This window comes from Sphaerisporangium melleum (assembly GCF_014646695.1).
In the GTDB taxonomy this organism is placed as follows: Bacteria; Actinomycetota; Actinomycetes; order Streptosporangiales; family Streptosporangiaceae; genus Sphaerisporangium; species Sphaerisporangium melleum.
The window spans coordinates 75,727-95,954 of sequence record NZ_BMNT01000025.1 but is presented as its reverse complement, the minus strand read 5'-3'; the positions used below and the strand labels follow the sequence as shown (position 1 = coordinate 95,954).

Here is a 20,228-nt window from a genome sequence, read left to right as displayed (position 1 = left end):
GTCCCGTTCACCGGATCGCCACGACGTCCGGCGAGCTCACGTCGTACGCCTCGCCCGGACGTCCCAGCAGCGTGAGCGCGACACGGGCCTTGTCCCTGGTGCGCTCGGACCCACCCCACATGATCGTACGGCCGTCGGCCAGACGCAACGACACGTCGCGTGCCGTCGTGGCGCGGATGGTGCGCACCATCTGCCGCAGATCGGCCGGCAGCCCGGCCGCGACGGCGAGCGCGGCGCCGGTGGCGGGGTCCCCCGGGGCGAAGCGGTCGACGTGCAGCGAGGGCAGCCCGGCCGGAGCCTCGCTGCCGGACTCGACGACCACGCCGTGCCGGTCGACCACGTCGGCCCGGCCCGCCGCGGGCACCACGGCCACCGCCCGGCGCTGCACGACGCGCACCCGCAGCGTGCCCGGCCATACTCGTTCGACGCGCGCCGACTCGATCTGGCGCAGCGCGGCGACGCGGGCCCTGACCTGCTCGAGGTCGACGGTGGCCAGCGGCTGGCGGTCGGGCACCGCCGCGGCCCGGCGCACCAGGTCGGCGGCCCGGCCGTTCGCGCCGGAGACCGCGACCCGCTGGACGCCGAGCACGGGCGAGAAGAACACCAGCCACGCCGCGGCCGCCACCACCCCGATGGACAGCAGGACGACGAAGGCCGTCCGCCAGGCCGGCGTGCTCACCGCGCCCTCAATGGGCGGCCAGCTCGGCGACGATGCGCGGGCCGAGCTCGGTCACGTCGCCGGCTCCCATGGTGAGCACGATGTCGCCGGGCCGGGCCCGCTCGGCCACCAGGCCCGCGACCGCCGCGCGGTCGGGCGCGTAGACGACCCGCCCGGCCGGCAGCGGCACCTTGCCGGCCACCAGCGCGCCGGACACGCCGGGCTCGGGATCCTCACGGGCGCCGTACACGTCGAGCACGACCGCCTCGTCGGCCAGGCCGAGCGCGGCGCCGAACTCGTCGGCGAAGAAGCGGGTGCGGGAGTACAGATGGGGCTGGAACACCGCGATCACCCGGCCCGAGGGACCGGAGAACGACGCGACCACGTCGCGGGCGGCGCGCAGGTCGGCGGCCAGCTCGGTCGGGTGGTGGGCGTAGCTGTCGTAGACGGCCACCCCGGCGGCCTCGCCCTTGGCCTCGAAGCGGCGCTTGGCGCCGGTGAAGGCGGCCAGCCCGTCCCGGAACTCGGCGAACGGGACGCCGAGCTCCTCGGCGACCGCCAGGGCCGCCGTGGCGTTCAGCGCGTTGTGCCGGCCGGGCACGACCAGGCGGACCTCGCCGCGCCCCTCCACTGTGAAGGCGACGCCGAACCCGTCGGGGACGATGCCGGAGACGCGCAGGTCGGCCTCCTGCGACTCGCCGTAGGTGCGCACGCGCAGGCCCCTGGCCCGGGCGATCGGCACCAGCGCCGCGGCCCCCGGGTCGTCGGCGCACACCACCAGCAGCGTCCCGATCCGCTCGACGAACCGGGCGAAGCTGTCGTACACCGCCTGCGGGTCGCCGTAGTTGTCCAGGTGGTCGGCCTCGACGTTGGTGACCACGGCCACGCCGGGGGCGAGCATGAGGAACGAGCCGTCGCTCTCGTCGGCCTCGGCCACGAAGACCTCTCCGGCGCCCTCGTCGGCCCCGAGGCCGGTGGTGACGAGCTGGCCGCCCACGCAGTAGGACGGGTCGCGCCCGCACTTCTGCAGCGCGACGGTGAGCATCGAGGTCGTGGTGGTCTTGCCGTGGGTGCCGGCGACGGCGATGCCCGTGCGCCCGACCATGACCGCGGCCAGCGCGGCCGCCCGGGGGATGACGCGCAGCCCCTGGCGCAGCGCCTCGCCGAGCTCCGGATTGGAGTCGCGGATGGCGGTGGACACCACGACGGTGTCGACGTTCTTGATGTGCGAGGCGGCGTGGCCGATGTGCACCGCGGCGCCCAGCTCGCGAAGCTCGGTCACCATCTGGGAGCTGCGGGCGTCGCTGCCGGAGACCGCCACACCGCGCTTGAGCAGGATGCGCGCGATGCCGGACATGCCGGCGCCGCCGATGCCGATGAAGTGCACCCGTCCGAGGTCTTCCGCGGCGACCGGCTCGATCAGCTTGACCAGGCTCATCGGCGGCCTCCCGCGGAGACGATCTGCATGACCTTGTGCGCCAGCACCGTGTCGGCGTCCTTGCGGCCCATGCGGGAGGCGGCCTCGGACATGCGCACCACCCGCTCGGGGTCGCGCAGGACGGGCAGCACGTGCTGGATGATCCAGTCGGCGGTCAGGTCGGCGTTGTCGACCATCATGCCTCCCCCGGCCGCGACGATGGGCGCGGCGTTGAGCCTCTGCTCGCCGTTGCCGTGCGGCAGCGGAACGTAGGCGGCGGGAAGGCCGACGGCGGTCAGCTCGGCGCAGGTGAGGGCGCCGCTGCGGCACAGCACGAAGTCGGCGGCGGCGTAGGCGAGGTCCATGCGGTCGACGTAGGGCAGCACGACGTACTGCGGGTCGCCGGGCGGGGGCTCCTCGATGACGGTGTTCTTCGGGCCGATGACGTGGAGCACCTGGACGCCCGCCTGGCGCAGCACAGGAGCGCTGGCCAGCGCCGCCTCGTTCAGCGCCCGCGCCCCCTGCGAGCCGCCGAACACCAGCAGGGTCGGCCGGTCGTTCTCCAGGCCGAAGTAGGACCGGGCCTTGTCACCGGTGGACAGCCGGTCCAGGGCGACGATCTCGTTGCGCAGCGGGATGCCGACGTACTCGGCGTGCGGCAGCGACGCGTCGGGATGGCCGGTGAACACGTGCTCGGTGAGCCGTGCGCCCAGGCGGTTGGCCAGGCCGGGCCGCGGGTTGGCCTCGTGCACCACGATGGGCACCCCGCGCCGGCGGGCGCCCAGGTAGGCCGGGGTGGCGACGTAGCCGCCGAAGCCGACCAGCACGTCGGCCTGGACGCGGTCCATGATGCCCGCGGCGGCGTTGATCGCCCCCGCCAGCCTGCCGGGCACCGTCAGCAACTGCGGCGTGATGGCGCGCGGCAGCGGGACCGCCGGCACCAGCGCCAGCTCATACCCTCGCGCGGGCACCAGCCTGCTCTCCAGCCCGCGCTCGGTGCCCAGGCAGGTGATCCCGATGCCCGGGTCCAGCCTGCGCAGCGCGTCTGCGAGCGCCAGAGCGGGTTCGATGTGGCCGGCCGTACCGCCGCCTGCGAGGACCACCCTCATGTCGGTCCTTTCACGTCCGCGTGCCTCGTTGTCGGTCTGCGCCGCGCCGGACGGCGGATCCCCGCCGGGCGGCCCAGGCCAAGCCAGCTTAGAGCCCTCGCCGCCGGGCCGGGGCCACGAGCCGCCAGGGCCTCGGCCGCGCCGGGCTCGCGCTTGGCGAACGACAGCAGCATGCCGAGCGCCGCCAGCGTGGGCAACAGCGCCGAACCACCGTACGACACCAGCGGCAGCGGAATGCCCGTGATGGGCAGCGCGCCGATCACCGCGCCGATGTTGACGATGGCCTGGCCGGTGATCCAGGCCACGGCGGCCGAGGCCGCCAGCCGGATGAACGGGTCCTTCACCCGGGAGGCGACGCGCAGCCCGGCGTACCCGAGCAGGGCGAACAGGGCGACCACCACCAGGGTGCCCATCAGGCCGAGCTCCTCGCCCAGGATGGAGAAGATGAAGTCGCTCTCGGCGTGCGGCACCCGGCCCCATTTCTGCCGGCTGCTGCCCAGGCCCAGGCCGAACCACCCGCCGGTGCCCATCGCGATCTGGCCCATGGCGGCCTGGTAACCCGGCCCCGAGACGGTGCCCCACACGTCCAGCCAGCCCTCGATGCGGGCCGAGCGGTAGCCTTCGACGCTGATCATGATGACCGTGGCCATCGACAGCAGGGCGAGGATGCCGCCGAACAGCCGCAGCGGCGCGCCCACGACCCACAGCAGCGCGAGGAAGATGAGCATGAGCACGACCGTGGTGCCGAGGTCGCGGCCGAGCATGACCAGGATCGCGATGATGGCGGTGCCGGGCATCAGCGGCAGCAAAAGCTGCCGCCACTCGATCAGCCCGCCCCTGGCGCGGCGGGCCAGCAGGTCGGCGCCCCACAGCATCAGGCCGAGCTTGGCCGGCTCGGACGCCTGGATGCTGAAGCCGCCGAAGTCCAGCCAGCGCTGCGCGCCGAGCTCGGTGCGGCCGAGGAACACCGTCATGATCAGTAGAATGATCGACACGGCCATCAGCGGGTAACCGGCCAGCCGGAAGAAGCGTGGCGGCAGCCGCGAGCAGATCCACATCACCGGCAGGCCGATGGCCACCGACGTCGACTGCCGCAGGAACCAGTAGAACGGGTTGCCGGTGTCCTGCAGTGCCTTGATGCTGGAGGCCGACAGCACCATCATCAGGCCGAGCGAGAGCAGTAGCGCGCTGCAGCCGAGCAGCAGATAGTACGAGGTCAGCGGGCGGTCCAGCAGCCGGCCGAGGGCGGCGAGGCGCACGCGCCACCACCCGCGCCCCTCGGCCTCCCCGGGGGCCGCGACCGTCTCGGCGGCGGTGGTCGCGGTGCCGGTCATCGCACGCCCGAGGTGGCCAGGCGGTGGACGGCTCGCGCGAACGCCTCCCCACGGGCGCCGTAGTCGGTGAAGATGTCCATCGATGCGCCCGCGGGGGCGAGCAGCACGGTGTCCCCCGGGGAGGCCAGCCGGGCGGCTTCGTTGACGACACGGTCCATGACCCCAGTGTCTTGCCCCTCGACCTCCACGACCGGAACATTCGCCGCGTGTCGCGCCAGAGCCTCGCGGATCCGCGCCCGGTCGGCGCCCAGGAGCACCGCCGCGCGCAGCCGCCCGGACGCCGCGCGGACCAGCTCGTCCACCTCGGCGCCCTTGAGCAGGCCCCCGGCGACCCACACGACCGACCGGTAGGCCGCCAGAGAGGCCGCCGCCGCGTGCGGGTTGGTGGCCTTGGAGTCGTCCACGTAGTCGACCTCGGCCACCCGGGCGACGTGGGCGATGCGGTGCGGGTCGGGGACGTGGTCGCGAAGCCCCCGCCGCACGGCGTCGGGGCTCACGCCGTGGGCGCGTGCCAGCGCCGCGGCGGCCAGCGCGTTGGCGACGTTGTGCGGGGCGAACGGCCGCACGTCCTCCAGCGTGGCGAGCTCCTCGGCGGACCTGACCGGGTCGGCGGTGAAGGCGCGGTCGACGAGGATGTCCTCCACCACGCCGATCTGGCCGGGTGCGGGCACCCGCAGCGTGAACGAGACCACCCGCGGCCCGCCGTCCGCGCGGGCGTACGGGGCGGCCAGCCGGGTGGACCAGGCGTCGTCGGCGTTGTACACCACGACCTCGGCCCGTTCGTAGACGCGGCCCTTGGCCCGGGCGTACTCCTCCATGGAGCCGTGCCAGTCGAGGTGGTCGCCGGCGACGTTGAGGACGGCCGCGGCGCGTGGCGCCAGGGTGGCCGACCAGTGGAGCTGGAAGCTGGACAGCTCCACCGCCAGCACGTCGTGGGACCGCTCCACGGCCTCGGTGATGGGGGTGCCGACGTTGCCCACGGCGGCGGCGTCCAGCCCGGCCGCCCTGAGCATGGCGGTGAGCATGCGCACCGCCGTGGTCTTGCCGTTGGTGCCGGTGACCGCCAGCCAGGGCGCCGCGCCGGGCGGGCGCCGCCGCCAGGCGAGCTCGACCTCGCCGATCACCTCGACGCCGCGGGCGGCGGCCTCGGCCAGCAGGGGCTGTCCGGGCCGCCAGCCGGGCGAGGTGACCACCAGGCCGGCGTCGGCGGGCAGAGCGCCGCCGAAGCGGACCTCGGCCCCGAGCGCCTCCAGCTCGGCGGCCGCCGCACGCTGGCGCTCGCCGTCGTGGGTCTCCACGACCACGACCCGCTCCCCGGCGCGCAGCAGGCTGCGCGCCGCCGCCACTCCCGACACGCCGAGACCCGCGACGACGGTGCTCATGCCTTGGGCATCCACTCGACGTAGAACAGGCCGAGGCCGGCCGCGGCGCACAGGCAGGCGATCAGCCAGAAGCGGACCACGATCGTCGTCTCGGCCCAGCCCTTGAGCTCGAAGTGGTGCTGCAGCGGCGCCATGCGGAACACGCGCCTGCGGGTCATCTTGAAGAACCCGACCTGGATGATCACCGAGGCGGTGATGATGACGCACAGGCCGGCCAGGATGAACAGCAGGAACTGCGTGCGGGTGGTGATCGCCAGGCCGGCCAGCACGCCGCCGAGCGCCAGTGAGCCGGTGTCGCCCATGAAGATCTTGGCCGGCGGGGCGTTCCACCACAGGAAGCCGACGAGCGCGCCGAGGACGGCCGCCGCCACCACGGCGAGGTCGAGCGGGTCGCGCACCCAGTAGCAGTTGGGGCCGAGCTGGTTGAGGCAGCTGTTGCGCAGCTGCCAGTTGCCGATCAGCACGTACGCGGTCAGCACGGCGCCGGTGGCGCCGCTGGCCAGGCCGTCGAGGCCGTCGGTGAGGTTGACCGCGTTGGAGAAGCCCACGATGAGGATGAGGACCCAGATCGTGAAGGCCACGATGCCGATGGAGGGCCCGAAGTCGCGCAGGAACGACAGCCGGGTCTCGGCGGGCGTGATCGAGTAGGAGTTCTTGAACTGGACCACCAGCACCGCGAAGATCGCGCCGACGATGAGCTGGCCGAGGGCCTTGGCACCGCTGCGCAGGCCGAGGCTGCGCTGCTTGTAGATCTTGATGAAGTCGTCGAGGAAGCCGACGGTGCCGAGCCCGGTCATCAGGAACAGCACGAGCATGGCCGAGGCGGTGGGCGGGGTCAGCGTGGCCAGGTGCGAGCAGGCGAACCCGATGAGCGCGGCGATCACGATCACCGTGCCGCCCATGGTGGGGGTGCCGCGCTTCTCGTGGTGGCCGGACGGGCCCTCCTCGCGGATGTTCTGCCCGTAGCCCTTGCGGCCGAAGAGCCTGATCGCCAGGGGGGTGCCGAGCATCGACAGCACCAGCGCCACCGCGGCGGCGACGAGAATGTCCCTCATCGGGCGTCACCGCCGAGCAGGGTCTCGGCCACGCGCTCCAGGCCGGCGGCGCGCGGCCCCTTCACCAGCACCACGTCGCCGGGGGCCAGCCGGGCCGACAGCTCGGCCGCCGCCGCGGCGGCGTCGGGCACATGGACGGCCGGCGCGCCCTTGGCGCCGGCCAGCACCGGCCAGGGGTTCTCCCCGACCACCCACAGCCCGGAAAGGCCCACCTCGGCGGCCACCCGGCCGACCTCCTCGTTCAGCTCGTCGCTCTCGTCCCCGAGCTCGCGCAGGGAGGCGATCACGGCGTACTTGCGGCGGTCCTTCCCGAGCACGCCGAGCGTCCGCAGCGCCGCGCGCATGGAGTCGGGGTTGGCGTTGTAGGCGTCGTTGACGACGGTCACGCCGTCGGGACGGTCGGTGACCTCCATGCGCCAGCGGCTGCGCGGCTCGGCCGCCGACAGCTCTTCGGCGATGGTGGCCACCGGCAGGCCCAGCTCGTAGGCGGCCGCCGCGGCGGCCAGGGCGTTGGCGACGGCGTGCGCGCCGTACAGGCGCAGCCGCACCGGCGCGGCGCCCGAGGGGGTGCGCAGGGTGAAGCGGGCACGCCCGCGCTCGTCCAGCGTCTCGTCCTCGGCCCGAACCCCCGCCTCGGCGGAACGGCCGTACCAGCTCACCCGGGCCTGCGTGCGGCCGGACATCGAGCGCACGTACGGGTCGTCGGCGTTGAGCACGGCGACCCCGTCGGCGGGCAGCGCCTCGACCAGCTCGCCCTTGGCCTTGGCGATCTGCTCACGCCCGCCGAACACGCCCAGGTGCGCGGTGCCGACGTTGAGCACCACGCCGATCTTGGGCGGGGCGATGCGCGTCAGATAGGCGATGTGCCCCTCCTCGCGTGCGCTCAGCTCCAGCACCAGGAAACGGGTGCCGGCGTCGGCCCGCAGCACGGTGAGCGGGTGGCCGATCTCGTTGTTCAGGCTGCCGGGCGGGGCGATGGTGGGGCCGACGCGGGCGGTGAGCCCGGCCAGCAGGTCCTTGGTGGTGGTCTTGCCGGCCGATCCGGTGATGCCGAGCACGGTGGTGCCCGGCAGCCCGGCCACCGACGCGGTCGCCAGGTCGGCGAGCGCCGCCACGACGTCGGGCACGATCACGCAGGGGGCTTCCACCGGCCTGCTCGCCAGCACCGCCACGGCGCCGGACTCGTGCGCGCGGGCCGCGAAGTCGTGCCCGTCGGCGCACGCTCCCTTGATCGCCACGAACAGCGACCCGGGCTCGGCGGCGCGTGAGTCGATCACGACGGGCCCGCGGACCACGGCGCGGGGGTCGGCCATGCCCGCGAGGGCGCCCGAGGTGATCTCGGCGATCCTCCCCAGCGGCAACGGGATCATTCGTCTTCCCTACTCTCCATACAAGTGTCCGTGCGTGTCGGGGGGAGCCGGCGCCTCGCACGCGGCGCCCGGCCCGGCCGGCGGATCAGCCTCGCACAAGCACATCGGTCACAGGTGGTCCCGTCTGCGGATGGCCTCGGCCACCACCTGCCTGTCGTCGAACGGCAGCACCTCACCGCCGACGTACTGACCCTGTTCGTGGCCCTTGCCGGCGACGACCACGACGTCTCCGGGCCCGGCCCGGCCGATGGCCAGGTCGATGGCGGCGGCGCGGTCGGGCTCGACCACGACGTGGGCCCGCTCGCCCTGCGGGACCCGCAAAGCCCCCTCGACCATGGCGGCGAGGATGCCGAGAGGGTCCTCAGAGCGCGGGTTGTCGCTGGTGAGGACGGCGACGTCGGCCAGCCGCGCCGCGGCCTCGCCCATCATGGGGCGCTTGCCGCGGTCGCGGTCGCCGCCGCATCCGAGGACGATGGTGAGGCTGCCCGAGGTGACCTCGCGCAGCGCCCGCAGCACCGACTCCACGGCGCCGGGCTTGTGAGAGTAGTCGACGATGGCCTGGAAGCCCCGCGCCCCGGGCACGCGCTCCATGCGGCCGGGGACGCCGGTGACCGTCCCGACGCCGTGCACGGCGCTCTGCAGGGGCACGCCGGCCTCGACCAGGGCGACGAGCGCGCCGAGGGTGTTGGCGACGTTGAACGGGCCGGGCAGGGCCACCGAGACGTCGGCCTCGACCCCGCCGGGGCCGACCACGCGGAAGGCGCTGCCGTCGGAGCCGAGGCGCACGTCGCAGGCGCGCCAGTCGGCCTCGGCGGCGCCCGCGGCCGAGAACGTCGTCATCGGCACCTTGGCGATGCCCAGCAGCTCCCTGCCGTGCTCGTCGTCGATGTTGACGACCCCGAGGCGGCACATCTCGGGCGTGAACAGCCGGGCCTTGGTCAGGAAGTAGTCCTGAAGGTCGCTGTGGAAGTCGAGGTGGTCCTGGGAGAGGTTGGTGAACAGCGCCACGTCGAACGACACGCCGTCGACCCGGCCGAGGGCCAGGGCGTGGCTGGAGACCTCCATGGCGGCGGCGGTGACGCCGTCCTCGCGCATGAGGGCCAGCAGCCCCTGCAGGTCGCTGGCCTCGGGGGTGGTCAGCCCGGGCGGGAAGGTCCTGGCCCCGGCGCGGATCTGGACCCCGCCGATCAGCCCGGTGGTGTGGCCCGCGGCCCGCAGCCCGGCCTCCAGCAGGAACGTGGTGGTCGACTTGCCGCTGGTGCCGGTGACGCCGAGCAGCAGCAGACCGGCGGCCGGCCGGCCGTACACCCAGGCGGCCACCCGGCCGAGCACCGCGCGCGGGTCGGGCACCACCAGCACCGGCACCCCGGTCGCGACCGCCGTCGCACGGCCCGCCGGGTCGGTCAGGATCGCCACGGCGCCGCCCGCGACGGCGGCCGCGGCGAACTCGGCGCCGTGGGCCGCGGTGCCGGGCAGGGCGACGTACAGGTCGCCCTGCCGCACCTGGCGCGAGTCGATGGTGATGCCGGTCACGGCGGCCAGCGGCGCGCGCGGGCCGGCGGACGGCGCGCCGAGCATGGCGGCCAGGCCGGACAGCGGGCGGACCGGGCAGGCGTTCGGACGCATCGAGGACGGGGGACGCACGGGCGAGAGCGTACCTTCCCCCGTCACCCTCCGGTGCCGGTGCGCACCGGAGGAGCGGTCGTGCCGGTCGGCGGGATCTTACGGCTCTTCAACGCGAAGGTCATGACTTCCTTGAACACGGGCGCGGCGATCTCCCCGCCGAAGTGGCCGTTCTCCGGTGCCTGGAGCACGGCCAGCGCCACCAGCCGGGGCGCGTCGGCGGGAGTGAACCCCACAAACGTAGCGGTATATCCGCAATACCCTCGGCAACTTTCGTCGTATCGCTGGGCGGTACCGGTTTTACCCGCCACGCGGTAACCCTTGATGGCGGCCAGGGACCCGGTGCCCTCGGCGCTCACCGCGGCCTCCAGCATGCGGGTGATGTCCTTGGCGGTGCGCGTGCCGACGACGCGGGTCTGCTTGGGCGCCTTGGCCGGGACGAACCTGCCGTGCTGGTCGACCGTGCCGGCGACGATCTGCGGGGTGAGGCGCACCCCGCCGTTGGCGATGGTCTGGTAGACGCTGGCCATCTGCAGTGCCGTCACCGAGACGCCCTGGCCGAAGGCGATGGTGCACCGCTGGCTGCCCGACCAGGTCTCGCGCCTGGGCAGCAGCCCGGCCTCCTCGCCGTACAGGCCGGCGCCGGTCTTGGCGCCGAAGCCGAAGGCCTTGAGCATGGTGTACAGCGGCTGGTCGCCCACCCTGTCGGCGGCCATGATGGTGCCGACGTTGCTGGACTCGGCGATGATGCCGGTGAAGGTCAGGTTCTCGGGCGGGTGCGGGTGGGCGTCGCCGAGCACCCGGTCGGCGCAGCGGTACTTGTCGGCGACCTGGAACACCGTCTCGGGCCGCACCACGCCGGCCTCCAGGGCCGCCGCGGCCGTGATGACCTTGTTGGTGCTGCCCGGCTCGAAGACCTCCGACACCGCGCGGTTGCCCACATCGGGGGTGCGCTGCCAGGCGTTCAGATCGACCTCGGGGGCGTTGGCCATGGCGACCAGCTGTCCGGTGCGCACGTCCATGACGATGACGCTGCCGCTCCGGGCGCCGGTGGCCGCGACCTGCCGGGTGATGGCCCGCTCGGCGGCCCACTGGATGTCGCGGTCGAGGGTCAGCCGCAGGCCCCGCCCGGCGACCGGCTCCTGCTTGGTGGTGCGGGTCATCGGGATGCGCTGCCCGGTGCCGCTGGTCTCGACGGTCTGCCGGCCGTCCTGCCCGGCGAGCAGCTTGTCGTAGGCCTGCTCGAAGCCGGTCAGCCCGTGGCCCTCGTCGCCCACGTAGCCGATGACCCCGCCGGCCAGGCTGCCACCGGGGTACCAGCGCTCGTAGTGCGGCGTGGCCACCACGCCGCCGATCTTCAGGGCCAGGACCTTGGCGGTGGTGGCGGTGGGCACGTTGCTCGCCAGCAGGGTGTACCGCGTCCCGGTCTGCGCGAGCTTGGCGGCGATCTTGGCCTTGTCGGCGCCGAGCACCGCGGCCAGGGAGCCCGCCACGCGGTCGCGGTCGGCCGGCTTCACCTTCGTGGGGTCGGCGGAGATCTCGCGCGCCTCGACGGTGAGGGCGAGCTCGTTGCCGTTGATGTCGGTGATCGGCCCGCGGCGCGCGGTCAGGGTCTCCTCGTGGACGCGCAGCGTCGCGGCCTTGGCCTCGAACACCTTGGAGTCCAGGCCCTGGAGCTGGACGAGCCGGCCGGCGAACAGCGACATCACCACGGCCATGCCCATCAGGCCGATGTTGATGCGGCGCGCGGGGTTGCCCAGGCGCAGCGGCGCGGCCGGGCGGGGCGTCCAGGTGATGCGCAGGCCGGGGCGCGGACGCTCGGGGTCGCCGGCGGCATCCGGACCGGAGCGTCGGCGTACGCGCCGCGGCCCCTGACCGGTGCCGAGCAGGCGGCGCGGACCCGGGCCGGGCTCACGGCCGGGGTCCTGCCGCCGCGCGCGTCCCGGCCGGCCGGGGCCGCCGCGTGCCCCGCCGTCGCCGGGCGCGGGCCTGGGCGGACGGCCGGAACGGCCCTCCGGCCGCCCCTCGGACCGCGAGGGACGACCGGAGGCGCCGTCGGCACGGCCGGAACCACCCGCACGCCGCCCCGCGGCGCCGTCCGCACGGCCCTGGCCCGTGCCGCCCGTACGGCCACCGGCCCCCTCTGGACGAGCGGGGCCACCCGTGCGGCCCTCGGAGTTACCGGGGCGGCCGTCGGGCCGAGGAGGACGCCCCGCGCCTCCGGTGCCCTCGGGACGGCCGGAACCGCCCGCGCCCCTCGGGCCGGACGCGCCGGGAGGCCCCTGACCGTCGGGGCGCCCCTGCCCGTCGGGACGGCCCTGCCGGCCTCCTGGACCGCGCTTGCCCGGGCCGCCGGGGCGACCACCGGAACCGCGTCCCCCCGAACCGCCGCCGGGGCCGCCGCGTCCGCCGGAGCCGCCGCCCGGGCCGCTCCGCCCGGGCCCGCCGGGGCGGCCACCGCCGTCCCTCACCGGCTCGGGACCTCCGTCTGCGCCCGGTCGGCGGTCGTGCCCGCGGGGACCCGGCTCTGGCTCGCCCGGGCGTCTCCGGGCACGAGGAACTGCGGCGCCCCATCGTCCGGCTTCTCACCGAGCTCGCCGGCCCGCCGGGAGAGCTGCTCCGGCTGCGACTTCAGCAGCACCTCGTTGCGCTTGTCCTGCTCCTGCTGGCGCAGGCGCTGGGTGCTCTTCTGCAGCTCGTTGGCCCGGAAGGAGTCCTTGGCCAGGACCGTGTTGAGCAGCAGCAGGCTCACCAGTCCGCCGCACATCAGGCCCACGACGAGCAGCACGAACGGCGTGCGCGGCGCCAGGCGCCGCGCCGGCGCGGCCCCGCTGGGCCGCGCGGTCTCCTCCCGCCGCACCTCCTGCGGGGCCTCGGGCCTCCTCGGCGGGGCCTCGGGCCTCCTCGGCGGGGCCGGCCGCGGCGCCCTTCTGGGCCGGGGCGGCGCGTCCGCCGTCCGGGCGCCGCGCGGCGGGCGCGCGGGCCGTTCCTCGACGGCGATCCCGGTGGTGGCGCCGTCCTCGCGCGATGTCTCGTTGTCGATGGTCATTCCGGCTCCCGGATCCTCTCTGCCGCCCGCAACCTGGCCGAGGCAGCGCGCGGGTTGCGCGCGACCTCCTCCTCGTCGGGGAGCTCGGCTCCCCTCGTCACCAGACGGAACCGCGGCTGGTGCGCCGGCAGCGGGACGGGCAGCCCCGGAGGGCTGGTGTCCCTGGTTCGCGCCGTCAGGACCTGCTTGGTCAGCCGGTCCTCCAGTGAGTGGTAAGAGAGCACGACCACACGCCCTCCGACCTTCAGTGCGTCAAGTGCTTCGGGGAGCGCCCGTTCGAGAGCGGTCAACTCCCCGTTCACCTCGATGCGTAACCCCTGGAACGTTCTCTTTGCGGGATTTCCCCCGGTACGGCGGGTGGCGGCCGGGATCGCGTCACGGACGATCTCGGCCAGCCGCTTCGTCGAGGTGATGGGCCTCGACGCCCGCTCCCGGACGATCAGGCGCGCGACGCGGGCGGCGAAGCGCTCTTCGCCGTAGTCGCGAAGAACGCGGGCCAACTCCCCCTCGGAGTAGGTGTTGACCACGACGTCGGCGGTGAGCTCCTGCTCGGGATCCATGCGCATGTCGAGCGGAGCGTCGTAGGAGTAGGCGAACCCGCGCTCGGCCTCGTCGAGCTGCGGGGAGGACACCCCGAGGTCGAACAGCACGCCGTCGACACGGGGGTGGCCGGCGCGCGCCAGCACATCGGGGAGCTCGTCGGAGACCGCCCGCACGAGGGTGGTGCGGCCGGCGTAGGGCGCGAGGCGCGCGGTGGACCGCTCTATGGCGGTGGGATCGCGGTCGATGCCGATCAGGTGGAGATCGGGGTGCGCGGCGAGCAACGCCTCGGCGTGACCGCCCAGGCCGAGATTGGCGTCGACCAGCACGGGGTGCGGACCGGAGAGCGCGGGAGCCAACAGCTCGAGGACACGCCGCAGCATCACCGGCACGTGCCCGCCCGGCTCGGCGTGATCGTCGACATGCATGGTCAAACCCCCTTGTTCGCCGCCTCGGTCGTGTCCTTCGAAGCCCCCGGACATCGCCCTTGCTCGCGGAATTCGCGGCCTTTCCCGGTCGTGTCGCCGGCGGGTTTCCCCCACCCGTCAACGGCTCGCCCGGCCAGGTCCCCATCCGCGTCCCCTCGTCACGCCCCGCCACCTGACACCGGGGAAGGTGCATCAGCTGGCGGTGGCGCCGCGGCGGCCGGGATCGGTCCCGGGCCATGGGAGCGGGTGGAGACCTCGCCGAACGACGTTTCACCGACGAGTCGACCTGTTGATCAAAGAACCCCTGGCAGCACCTCCTCCGACAGCTCGGAGAACGCCTGCTCTTGGTCGGCCAGATAGGTGTCCCAGGCCTTGGCGTCCCAGATCTCCAACCGGGTGTTGGCCCCGATGACCACACAGTCGCGGCGGAGCCCGGCGTACTCGCGCAGGCCCGGGGGAATGGTGATCCGCCCCTGCTTGTCGGGCGTCTCGTCAGAAGCGCTGGCGAAGAAGACACGACTGTAATCGCGGACGGCCTTGGCAGTCACGGGTGCGGTGCGCAGCGCCTCGGTGATGCGCTGGAACTCCTCCACGGGGAAGACGTAGAGGCACCGCTCCTGGCCCTTGGTGATCACAAGACCCTCCGCCAGCTCCTCACGGTACTTCGCCGGCAGGAACAGTCGTCCTTTCTCGTCCAGGCGCGGGCTGTGAGTGCCGAGGAACATCGGCCCCACCTCCCGTGCCGAGTGGAAAGACTGGTCTCTATTACCCCAGCCCCTCCACTGCGCACCACCATACTCCACTTCTCCCCACCGTCAACCGACAACACGCGTTTCAGGCGATCGCGGAGCGCGCGTTCACGCAGGTCAGCGCCGGTGGAGCGAAGTGGAGCGCCGTGAGCCGCCCACCACGCCCACGGGCGTGTCGCAAGCCCCGCACGCGGGCCCCCCGGGCGCCTTCCACGGAGCCCCGCCGTACGGGCGCAGGATCGCGGCGGGAAAGGCGCGGCCCGCGGTGGAGGAAAGTGGAGCGGGAAAACGCGGGCGGCCCTTTCCGTGCGTCATCCATGGGCGGGTGAAGCCCTCTGGAGGAAGGCCGCCCGGCCGGGACACGAGAGGCCGCGCCCGCCCGCACCGGGGCGGTACCCGTGGGGCCCGGGGTGACGCCGGGAATGCCGGGGAGCAGGGAACGGCGGGGCGTTCGTGTCACGGATCGCGGACGATGACGGGATCGGAACGCGACCTCAGAGCGGAACACTAGGGACGTTCATCCCCAATTCGAGGGAAAGTCGCCCCGGAACCGCGAGCACCGTAGTGTCGGTACGCACAATGAAAAAGGAAAGCAAAGTCCCCCGCATGACATCCCCGGCGCGGGGCTGCCACACCCTCATGGAGGCCCGGTGGGAATAACCCACGATGTCGGACAGGAGCTTGAAGGTCTGGTCGCCACGGCGCACCGGATCCGTGAGGCGATCGAATCGGTCATCGAGGGTAAGGACGACGTCGTCCGGCTCACCCTCACGGTGCTGCTCGCCGAGGGGCACCTGCTCATCGAGGACGTGCCGGGCGTCGGCAAGACGATGCTCGCCAAGGCGCTGGCCAGGTCCATCGACTGCCCCGTGCGCCGTGTCCAGTTCACCCCCGATCTGCTTCCCAGCGACATCACGGGCGTCAGCGCCTTCAACCAGCAGTCGCGCGAGTTCGAGTTCAAACCCGGGCCCATCTTCGCCAGCATCGTCGTCGGCGACGAGATCAACCGTGCCTCCCCCAAGACCCAGTCGGCGCTGCTGGAGTGCATGGAGGAACACCAGGTCACCGTCGACGGCGTCACCTATCCGCTCGAGACGCCTTTCATGGTCATCGCGACCCAGAACCCGATCGAGATGGAGGGCACCTATCCCCTCCCCGAGGCCCAGCGCGACCGCTTCACCGCCCGCATCGCCATGGGCTATCCCGGGCCGGCCGCCGAGCTGGAGATGCTCGACGTGCACGGCGCCGCCTCGCCGCTGGACAAGCTGGAGCCGGTCGCCACGACCGCCGAGGTCAAGGCCCTGATCGACGCCGTGCGGGCCGTGTACGTCTCCCAGGCGGTGAAGAAGTACGCGGTCGACCTGGTGGCCGCCACCCGCGAGTCCCCCGACCTGCGGCTCGGCGCGTCCCCGCGCGCCACCCTCCACCTGGTGCGCGCCGCCCGCGCGCACGCGGCCATGTCCGGCCGCGACTACGTCATCCCCGACGACCTGCAGGACCTCGCCGTCCCGGTGCTGGCGCACCGCCTGCTCCCGAGCCTGGAGGCCCAGGGCCGGCGCCGCCGCCCCGAGCACGTCCTGGCCGAACTGGTCCGCCGTGTCCCCGTGCCGGAGAGCCGGGAGAGGGGGGTCGACGGGGCGGGACCGGACCGGTGATGGCCGGCCTTCGGGCGCTCACCTCACGTGGCCGCTCGTTCCTGGCCTCGGGCTTGGCGGCGCTGCTGTGCGCGATCCTCCTCGGCGAGCACGACCTGCTGCGGGTCGCCGTACTGATCATCACGCTGCCGTTGCTCGCCGCCCTGGTCGTCGCGCGCACCCGCTACCGCCTGAGCTGCGCGCGGCGGCTGGACCCCGCGCGGGTCGAGGTCGGCGCCGACAGCACGGTCACCATCCGGCTGGAGAACGTCACCCGCCTGCCGACCGGGCTGCTGCTGGTCGAGGACACCGTCCCCTACGCCGTGGGCACCCGTCCCCGGTTCGTCCTGGACCGGGTGGAGTCCCGGGGCATCCGGGAGATCGACTACAAGGTGCGCTCCGACCTGCGCGGCAGGTTCCCCATCGGGCCGCTGTCGGTGCGCATCGCCGACCCCTTCGGCCTGGTGGAGCTCACCCGCGACTTCACCGCCGGCGACACGCTGATGGTCCTCCCCCAGGTCGTGCCGCTCCCCCACGTGCGCCTGTCGGGCGAGCTGACCGGTGGCGGGGACAGCCGCAGCACCAGCGTCGCGGCGGCGGGCGACGACGACGTCGGCCCGCGCGAGTACCGCCAGGGCGACGACCTGCGCCGCGTCCACTGGCGGTCCACCGCCCGGTACGGCGAGCTGATGGTGCGCCGTGAGGAGCAGCAGTGGCAGAGCCGCGGGGCGCTGCTGCTGGACACGCGCAGGCACGCGCACCGCGGGGAGGGTCCCCGTTCGTCGTTCGAGGTGGCGGTCTCGGCCGCGGCCTCGATCGGGATGCAGCTCGCCCGCGACGGCCTCGGGCTGCGCCTGGTCACCGACCAGGGCGCCCAGCACCTGCCCGACACCGGCGCCGGGCACGCCCTGCTCGACGCGCTCGCCGTCGTCCGGCAGAGCACGGCCCGCTCGCTGGAGTCCGGCGTCGCCGCGCTGCGCCAGGGCGGCGGAGACGGCCTGGTCGTCGCCGTCCTCGGCGAGCTGGACCTGGAAGAGGCCCAGGCGCTGGCCCGGCTGCGCGGCGGCGGGGTCACCGGCGTCGCGGTGATGCTGGAGACGCGCACCTGGCAGCAGTCCCCGGCCCACCATTCCCAGGTGGACGAGACGTTCGAACGGGCGCGCACCGTGCTGGCCGGAGCCGGCTGGCGCGTCGTACGGCTACCCGCCGGCACCTCGCCGGCCGAGGTGTGGCAGGACGCCGGGCAGAGCTCCCGGTTCACCGGCCCGCCGGAGACGATCACGGCAGGAGACGCGGCATGAGACTACCGATCGCGGCCGGCCTCGCCACGGCCGCGACCTCGATCACCCTCTACCCGCTGTTCCATGGCGGCCTGTGGTTCTGGGCCGGCATGGGAGCGGTCACCGTGGTCGTCACCGTCTCGGTGCTCACCACCCGCGACGGCGTGCCGCGCTGGGCCGGCCCGCCGGCCGAGCTGCTCGCCCTGCTGGTCTACCTCGGCGTGGTGTTCACCCGGCCGGACAACTGGGCCTGGCTCGTCCCCACCAGGGACTCGGTCGCCAGCCTGCTGGACCTGCTCGACCAGGGCTTCACCGACATCCAGCGCTACGCCGCCCCGGTGCCGGCCAACTCGCCGATCTCGCTGCTCACCGTGGGCGGCATCGGCCTGATCGCCGTCCTGGTCGACCTGCTGGCCGTACGGCTGCGCCGGGCGGCGCTGGCGGGGCTGCCTCTGCTGGCCCTGTTCACCGTGCCCGCCGCGGTGCTGGCCGACCCCATCGGCTGGCCGGTGTTCATCATCGGCGCGCTCGGCTACCTGGGCCTGCTCGCCGCGGACGGGCGCGAGCGACTCGGCCGGTGGGGGCGGGCCGTGCTGGTGCGCCAGTCGCGCGCCGCCGGGGCGCGCACGCAGATGGACACCGGCCAGATCTCGCTGAACGGCAAGCGCATCGGCGTCGCCGCCATCGCGCTCGCCGTGGTGCTGCCCGCGCTGCTGCCCACGCTGGAGCCGAGCCCGCTGTTCGGCTTCGGAGTGGGCTCGGGCAACGGCAGGGGCGGCAACACGATCACCATCCCCGACCCGATCGCCAACCTGCGCGGCCAGCTCATCCAGCCGCGCGACTTCACCGTGCTGACCTACACCAACAACGACGGCGTCCCGCGCTACCTGCGGGTCTACTCGCTGGACACCTTCGACGGCGAACGCTGGACGATGTCACAGCCCAAGGGCCGTCCCGAGGACCGCGTGTCCCTGGGGCCGATGCCGCCGCCGCCCGGCCTGACCGAGCAGGTCCCGGTCAAGCAGGTGCGCACCGAGGTCAGGGTGAACGACGACGTGGAGGGGCTGAGCTTCCTGCCGCTGCCCTACCCGTCCACGACCGTGGAGATCGACGGCGACTGGCGCGCCGACCGCGGCACGCTCATGGTGTTCTCCACCCGGGACACCGCCGGCGGGCAGTCCTACACCGTCACCGGGCAGGATCCGCAGCCGGCCTACGACGATCTGCGCGCGCTGCCCAGCGCCACCGACCCGAGGTTCGACGCCCGCTACCTGGACCTGCCTCCCGACCTGCCGCCGATGATCAGGGGGATGGCCCGCGACGTGACCGCGGACGCCGGCTCGCCGTACGAGGCGGCGGTCAGGCTGCAGTCGTGGTTCACCGGAGGCGACTTCCTCTACAGCCTGCAGACCCAGGGCAACGGCAACCAGGCGCTGGCGGACTTCCTGCGCAACCGGACCGGCTACTGCGAGCAGTTCGCCGCGGCCATGGCGGTGATGGCCCGGGTCCTCGGCATCCCCGCGCGGGTGAGCATCGGCTACACCGGGGGCAGCTACGCCGACGGCGCCTGGCAGGTGCGCACCCATGACCTGCACGCCTGGCCCGAGCTGTACTTCCCGGGGGCCGGATGGCTGCGGTTCGAGCCCACTCCGGCGGGCGGCCTCGGCCAGGCCACGGCCCGGGTGCCGGACTACAGCCGGCCGCCGGTCACCGGTCCGACCGGGGACACCCCGAGCGCCGGGCCGAGCGAGGACCCCGCCACCAGTGACCCCACCGGCGACCCGGCCGCCACCCGGCGCGACCCGCGTGATCCCGACGCCGAGGGACTCGCCGGTACGCAGGAGCCGGCCGCGGGCACGTCACCGGCGCTGACGATCGCCGCCGGCGTGGGCGTCCTGCTGCTCATCGGGCTGATCCCCGCGGTGTGGCGGGCGGCGCTGCGCCACCGGCGCCGCCGGGCCTGGATGCGGGCCGGCGCCACCGGGCCCGCCGGGGCTCACACGGCGGCGGCCGACGCCCGGCCGGCGGCGCGGCTGGGCATGGCCGTGCACGCCTCCTGGCAGGAGCTGACCGACACGCTGTACGACCTGGGCCTCGGGTACGAGCCGAGCGAGACTCCGCGCGCGCTGGCCCGGCGGCTCGTGGCCCAGTGCGGGCTGGAGGGCGAGGCCGCCGCCTCGATCACCGCGATCGCGGCGGCCGAGGAGCGCATGCGGTACGCCCGGACGCCGGGCGCGGTCGGCGCGCTGGACGGCGACCTGCGGCGGGTGCGGGACACACTGCGCGGCCAGGCGCCGCGCGGGCGGCGGCTGCGCGCCACCCTGTTGCCGCCCTCCACGCTGCGCAGGCTGCGCGGGGCGGGTGAGAAGGTCCTGGACACCTTCGACCTGCTGGAGACGCTGCGGCCCTGGCCCGCGCGCCGCCGGGGCTCCGCCGAGCCTGTGGACCCGGAGCGGCGGGCCGACGGGCCGGTGCTCACCGGCTCCCGGCGCTGACCGCTCCCCTGCCCGGGCCCGCACCGGCCCGGGCAGGACGGGACGGGCGGAGGTGAGCGGTCACAGCGTTGAAGGCCCGCAGATATCTGCGGGCCTTCAACGCGT

The 20,228-nt window shown here is 74.1% G+C and carries 15 protein-coding genes; 3 read left to right on the top strand and 12 right to left on the bottom strand.

The genetic code is table 11. The annotated features are described in order from the left end of the window. Positions 1-7: 7 nt before the first annotated feature. The 12 genes from IEY93_RS22325 to mraZ all read right to left on the bottom strand — a co-directional run bounded on the left by IEY93_RS22325 (position 8) and on the right by mraZ (position 14,690). Positions 8-679, bottom strand: a complete 672-nt coding sequence (locus IEY93_RS22325; protein ID WP_189165054.1) for a cell division protein FtsQ/DivIB — start codon at positions 677-679, stop codon at positions 8-10. 7 nt (positions 680-686) lie between these two features. Then, positions 687-2,096: a UDP-N-acetylmuramate--L-alanine ligase gene (gene murC / locus IEY93_RS22320; protein WP_189165053.1), complete on the bottom strand. Its 1,410-nt coding sequence runs from the start codon at positions 2,094-2,096 to the stop codon at positions 687-689. Then, positions 2,093-3,184 (bottom strand): undecaprenyldiphospho-muramoylpentapeptide beta-N-acetylglucosaminyltransferase, encoded by a 1,092-nt coding sequence (gene murG / locus IEY93_RS22315; protein ID WP_189165052.1) that lies wholly within the window; start codon positions 3,182-3,184, stop codon positions 2,093-2,095. Before murG ends, murC begins: the two co-directional genes overlap by 4 nt. After that, positions 3,181-4,518 (bottom strand): putative lipid II flippase FtsW, encoded by a 1,338-nt coding sequence (gene ftsW, locus IEY93_RS22310; protein WP_189165051.1) that lies wholly within the window; start codon positions 4,516-4,518, stop codon positions 3,181-3,183. The genes murG and ftsW overlap by 4 nt, the downstream gene beginning before the upstream one ends. Continuing rightward, entirely contained in the window at positions 4,515-5,900 is a 1,386-nt protein-coding gene (gene murD / locus IEY93_RS22305; RefSeq protein ID WP_203968784.1) for a UDP-N-acetylmuramoyl-L-alanine--D-glutamate ligase, read from the bottom strand. Before murD ends, ftsW begins: the two co-directional genes overlap by 4 nt. Further along, a complete protein-coding gene (gene mraY, locus IEY93_RS22300; protein WP_189165049.1) occupies positions 5,897-6,955 on the bottom strand; it encodes a phospho-N-acetylmuramoyl-pentapeptide-transferase in 1,059 nt (352 codons plus the stop codon). Before mraY ends, murD begins: the two co-directional genes overlap by 4 nt. Beyond that, the gene (locus IEY93_RS22295; RefSeq protein WP_189165048.1) at positions 6,952-8,325 is read right to left on the bottom strand and encodes a UDP-N-acetylmuramoyl-tripeptide--D-alanyl-D-alanine ligase; all 1,374 of its coding nucleotides are present in this window, start codon (positions 8,323-8,325) and stop codon (positions 6,952-6,954) included. The genes mraY and IEY93_RS22295 overlap by 4 nt, the downstream gene beginning before the upstream one ends. A gap of 108 nt (positions 8,326-8,433) precedes the next feature. Continuing rightward, on the bottom strand, positions 8,434-9,951 hold the full coding sequence (locus IEY93_RS22290) for a UDP-N-acetylmuramoyl-L-alanyl-D-glutamate--2,6-diaminopimelate ligase (protein WP_189165098.1): 1,518 nt from the start codon (positions 9,949-9,951) through the stop codon (positions 8,434-8,436). Positions 9,952-9,992: 41 nt separating this feature from the next. Then, the gene (locus IEY93_RS22285) at positions 9,993-11,672 is read right to left on the bottom strand and encodes a peptidoglycan D,D-transpeptidase FtsI family protein (RefSeq protein WP_189165047.1); all 1,680 of its coding nucleotides are present in this window, start codon (positions 11,670-11,672) and stop codon (positions 9,993-9,995) included. 743 nt (positions 11,673-12,415) lie between these two features. Next, the gene (ftsL, locus tag IEY93_RS22280; protein WP_189165046.1) at positions 12,416-12,997 is read right to left on the bottom strand and encodes a cell division protein FtsL; all 582 of its coding nucleotides are present in this window, start codon (positions 12,995-12,997) and stop codon (positions 12,416-12,418) included. Further along, positions 12,994-13,965: a 16S rRNA (cytosine(1402)-N(4))-methyltransferase RsmH gene (gene rsmH, locus IEY93_RS22275; protein ID WP_189165045.1), complete on the bottom strand. Its 972-nt coding sequence runs from the start codon at positions 13,963-13,965 to the stop codon at positions 12,994-12,996. The genes ftsL and rsmH overlap by 4 nt, the downstream gene beginning before the upstream one ends. 293 nt (positions 13,966-14,258) lie before the next feature. Then, complete coding sequence (mraZ, locus tag IEY93_RS22270) at positions 14,259-14,690, bottom strand: division/cell wall cluster transcriptional repressor MraZ (protein WP_189165044.1); 432 nt, start codon at positions 14,688-14,690, stop codon at positions 14,259-14,261. A 674-nt stretch (positions 14,691-15,364) separates the two neighbouring features. On the opposite strand from mraZ, the gene IEY93_RS22265 reads away from it, so the two are divergent. Genes IEY93_RS22265 through IEY93_RS22255 form a run of 3 tightly spaced genes read left to right on the top strand, consistent with a single transcriptional unit; the run spans position 15,365 to position 20,123 of the window. Then, positions 15,365-16,369, top strand: a complete 1,005-nt coding sequence (locus IEY93_RS22265; RefSeq protein WP_189165043.1) for an AAA family ATPase — start codon at positions 15,365-15,367, stop codon at positions 16,367-16,369. Further along, positions 16,369-17,649, top strand: coding sequence for a DUF58 domain-containing protein (locus IEY93_RS22260; protein WP_229691361.1), 1,281 nt, complete (start codon positions 16,369-16,371; stop codon positions 17,647-17,649). The genes IEY93_RS22265 and IEY93_RS22260 overlap by 1 nt, the downstream gene beginning before the upstream one ends. After that, positions 17,646-20,123 (top strand): transglutaminase TgpA family protein, encoded by a 2,478-nt coding sequence (locus tag IEY93_RS22255; RefSeq protein ID WP_189165041.1) that lies wholly within the window; start codon positions 17,646-17,648, stop codon positions 20,121-20,123. Before IEY93_RS22260 ends, IEY93_RS22255 begins: the two co-directional genes overlap by 4 nt. Positions 20,124-20,228 lie beyond the last annotated feature (105 nt).

What these genes read in the sequence shown, in the direction of transcription:
- murC (WP_189165053.1), bottom strand. Translation starts at nt 2,096, where the DNA reads ATGAGCCTGGTCAAGCTGATCGAGCCGGTCGCCGCGGAAGACCTCGGA.
- murG (WP_189165052.1), bottom strand. Translation starts at nt 3,184, where the DNA reads ATGAGGGTGGTCCTCGCAGGCGGCGGTACGGCCGGCCACATCGAACCC.
- ftsW (WP_189165051.1), bottom strand. Translation starts at nt 4,518, where the DNA reads ATGACCGGCACCGCGACCACCGCCGCCGAGACGGTCGCGGCCCCCGGG.
- murD (WP_203968784.1), bottom strand. Translation starts at nt 5,900, where the DNA reads ATGAGCACCGTCGTCGCGGGTCTCGGCGTGTCGGGAGTGGCGGCGGCG.
- mraY (WP_189165049.1), bottom strand. Translation starts at nt 6,955, where the DNA reads ATGAGGGACATTCTCGTCGCCGCCGCGGTGGCGCTGGTGCTGTCGATG.
- IEY93_RS22295 (WP_189165048.1), bottom strand. Translation starts at nt 8,325, where the DNA reads ATGATCCCGTTGCCGCTGGGGAGGATCGCCGAGATCACCTCGGGCGCC.
- IEY93_RS22290 (WP_189165098.1), bottom strand. Translation starts at nt 9,951, where the DNA reads ATGCGTCCGAACGCCTGCCCGGTCCGCCCGCTGTCCGGCCTGGCCGCC.
- IEY93_RS22285 (WP_189165047.1), bottom strand. Translation starts at nt 11,672, where the DNA reads ATGGGCATGGCCGTGGTGATGTCGCTGTTCGCCGGCCGGCTCGTCCAG.
- ftsL (WP_189165046.1), bottom strand. Translation starts at nt 12,997, where the DNA reads ATGACCATCGACAACGAGACATCGCGCGAGGACGGCGCCACCACCGGG.
- rsmH (WP_189165045.1), bottom strand. Translation starts at nt 13,965, where the DNA reads ATGCATGTCGACGATCACGCCGAGCCGGGCGGGCACGTGCCGGTGATG.
- mraZ (WP_189165044.1), bottom strand. Translation starts at nt 14,690, where the DNA reads ATGTTCCTCGGCACTCACAGCCCGCGCCTGGACGAGAAAGGACGACTG.
- IEY93_RS22260 (WP_229691361.1), top strand. Translation starts at nt 16,369, where the DNA reads ATGGCCGGCCTTCGGGCGCTCACCTCACGTGGCCGCTCGTTCCTGGCC.
- IEY93_RS22255 (WP_189165041.1), top strand. Translation starts at nt 17,646, where the DNA reads ATGAGACTACCGATCGCGGCCGGCCTCGCCACGGCCGCGACCTCGATC.